This window comes from Schnuerera sp., from assembly GCF_035459645.1.
Taxonomy (GTDB): domain Bacteria; phylum Bacillota; class Clostridia; order Tissierellales; family Tepidimicrobiaceae; genus Schnuerera.
In genome coordinates, this window is sequence record NZ_DATHXO010000221.1 from 1 (window position 1) to 2974 (window position 2974).

At 32.9% G+C, this 2974-nt stretch carries 4 protein-coding genes; all 4 read left to right on the forward strand.

The window, feature by feature from the left end:
• Positions 1–91 precede the first annotated feature (91 nt).
• The 4 genes from VK998_RS05245 (at position 92) to VK998_RS05260 (ending at position 2883) form a co-directional block, all read left to right on the forward strand.
• Positions 92–547, forward strand: coding sequence for a low molecular weight protein arginine phosphatase (locus VK998_RS05245; protein ID WP_325226291.1), 456 nt, complete (start codon positions 92–94; stop codon positions 545–547).
• A gap of 37 nt (positions 548–584) precedes the next feature.
• Positions 585–1028, forward strand: coding sequence for a ribose 5-phosphate isomerase B (gene rpiB, locus VK998_RS05250; RefSeq protein WP_325226293.1), 444 nt, complete (start codon positions 585–587; stop codon positions 1026–1028).
• A gap of 47 nt (positions 1029–1075) precedes the next feature.
• Entirely contained in the window at positions 1076–1705 is a 630-nt protein-coding gene (upp, locus tag VK998_RS05255) for a uracil phosphoribosyltransferase (protein WP_325226295.1), read from the forward strand.
• Between the two features lie 131 nt (positions 1706–1836).
• Complete coding sequence (locus VK998_RS05260) at positions 1837–2883, forward strand: glycosyltransferase family 4 protein (protein ID WP_325226297.1); 1047 nt, start codon at positions 1837–1839, stop codon at positions 2881–2883.
• Positions 2884–2974: the final 91 nt, after the last annotated feature.

The following is a 2974-nucleotide window of genomic DNA, read 5'->3' on the forward strand; positions in this document are numbered from 1 at the left end:
AGTAAAAAAATCACAAATAGGTACAGCCATTATGAATAGGCTGAAAAAAGCTTCAGGAGGGAAGATTATAAAAGTATAAGGGGAGATAGATATGAATATACTTTTTGTTTGTACTGGTAATACTTGCAGAAGCCCTATGGCTCAAGCTCTTTTGGAAGAGATGGCTAAGAAGAAAAAATTAGATATAAAGGTGAAGTCAGCAGGAGTATTTGCATTAGATGGTCAGGCGGCTTCTATAAATGCAATTGAAGTCTTAAAGAAGGAAAGAATAGATTTAACAAACCATAGAGCTCGCATTATTTATAGAGACTTACTAGAAGAAGCAGATTTAATTTTAACCATGGGAAAATCCCATAAAGATTTGCTAATTTCAAAATTTGATTTTATAAAAGGAAAGATTTATACTTTGAAGGAATATGCCTATGGTAAAGAAGAAGACATAGAAGACCCTTTTGGCGGGAATATAAATGTTTATGATAAGGCAAAAGAAGAAATAAAAGAAGCATTAAAAGTAACGATCAAAAAGTTGACAGGTGGCAATGGGTAATTGTCAACTGTCAACTGAATTAAAGGAGGAGATAATATTGAAAATTGGTATAGGTAGCGATCATGGTGGTTTTGAATTAAAGGAACATATTAAAGAATTCCTTGAAAAAGAAAACATAGAATATATTGACTATGGTACTAATTCTCCAGAGTCGGTAGATTATCCTGATTATGGACGAAAGCTTTCTGAAGCAGTTATAGCTGGAGAAGTGGAAAGAGGCATAGCCATATGTGGTACTGGAATTGGCATATCCATAGCATGCAATAAAGTAAGGGGCATTAGATGTGCTCTTTGTAGTGATACTTATTCAGCAAGGATGAGTGTAGAACATAACAATGCAAATATAATTGCATTGGGAGGAAGGGTAGTAGGAAAAGATTTAGCTATTGAGATAATATCTACTTGGCTTAAATCTAAATTTGAAGGTGGAAGGCATGAAAGAAGAGTAAATAAAATTTCTGATATAGAGACTAATTTGTGATATAATGATTAGGAGATTTTTTCAAACTATAGGAAAGGAGTTTTTTCATGGGGAAAGTTGTAGTATTAGATCATCCATTGATTAAGCACAAACTTACATTTATTAGGGATAAAAACACAGGACCTAAAGAGTTTAGGGAATTAGTCAAAGAGATTTCCACCCTTATGGCTTACGAAGTAACAAGGGATTTAACGTTAGAGGAAGTAGAAATTGAAACTCCTTTGGCAAAGACTAAATCCCAAATTATTTCTGGCAAAAAATTAGGATTAGTACCTATTTTAAGGGCAGGTCTTGGAATGGTAGAAGGTATGTTAGAATTACTTCCAGCTGCTAAGGTAGGGCATGTTGGACTTTATAGAGATCCAGATACTTTTAAACCTGTAGAATATTATTGTAAATTGCCTCAAGATATTGAAGAAAGGGAGCTAATTGTATTGGATCCAATGTTGGCTACAGGAGGTTCTGCCATGGCTGCTATCCATTTTCTAAAAGAAAAAGGGGCAAATTCTATAAAATTAGTATGTTTAATAGCGGCACCAGAAGGCATTGAAGCAGTCCATAACCAATATCCAGATGTAGATATCTACGTAACAAGTATTGATGAAGGTTTAAATGAACATGCTTATATAGTTCCAGGCTTTGGAGATGCAGGAGATAGATTGTTCGGAACAAAATAATATGGAAAATTTGCGAGCTAGGGTCTATTCTTTAGCTCGCTTATTATATTTTAGTAAGGGATAGTATTAATTGACTTATTCATAATAATAATATAAAATTTAATAGAACTAACTATAAGGAGCGAAAACATATGGAAATTATTTTTTTACCATTTATTATATCAGCAGCTATATCACTATTCATGACTCCAGTTGCAAAAAAACTAGCAGTAAAATTTGGAGCAGTAGATATTCCTAAGGATGAAAGAAGAGTACATAGCAAACCTATGCCATTAATGGGTGGATTAGCAATCTATTTTGGAATCTTCATATCTTCTTTAATATTTCTTCCAATAGATAAAACATTGATTTCCATAATAATTGGAGGAAGTATAATACTTATTTCTGGAGTAATTGATGATATTAAGGGATTAAGCCCAAAGGCGAAATTAACATTTCAAATAATAGCTTCTATTGTGTTAATCTTAGGAGATGTAAAAATAGATGCTATAACTAATCCTTTCGGTAAACCAGGTACTCTATTATTATTAAATGGATTTTCTATTCCATTAACCATATTTTGGGTAGTAGGGATTACCAACACATTAAATTTAATTGATGGTTTAGACGGTTTGGCTGCAGGCGTTGCTATGATAGCTAGTCTATCCTTTTTATTTGTTGCCAATAAATTTAGTTATATTCCTATTATGATTATGTCTGCTATAGTTGCAGGATCTTGTATTGGATTTCTACCTTATAATTTCAACCCAGCCAAGATATTTATGGGGGATACAGGAGCTTTATTTTTAGGATTCATGCTAGCCGCTTTATCCATAGAGGGAGTCATGAAATCCGTTGCAACAATTGCAGTTGTGGTTCCAATAATAATTCTAGGTGTTCCCATTTTCGATACAACTTTTGCCATATTTAGAAGATTATTAAATGGGAAATCTATTGCAGAGGCAGACAAAGGACATCTTCATCATAGATTATTAAACATGGGTTATTCTCAGAAAAAAACTGTTCTTATATTATATTCTATATCGGCTGTATTTGGATTATGTGCTATTTTTATAGCTAAAGCTAATAGTAAAAGGGCAGTTTTTGTTGCAGTAATAGTATTTGTTCTTACTATATTATTGGCTAGTAAGATGGGACTAATAAGCGGGAAAAAGAGGGATGAAAATGAAGAAGATTAAAGTAATGACAGTATTTGGAACAAGACCAGAGGGGATTAAAATGGCCCCTATTATAAAGGTTATGGAAGATACCTCTGAAATTGATAATATC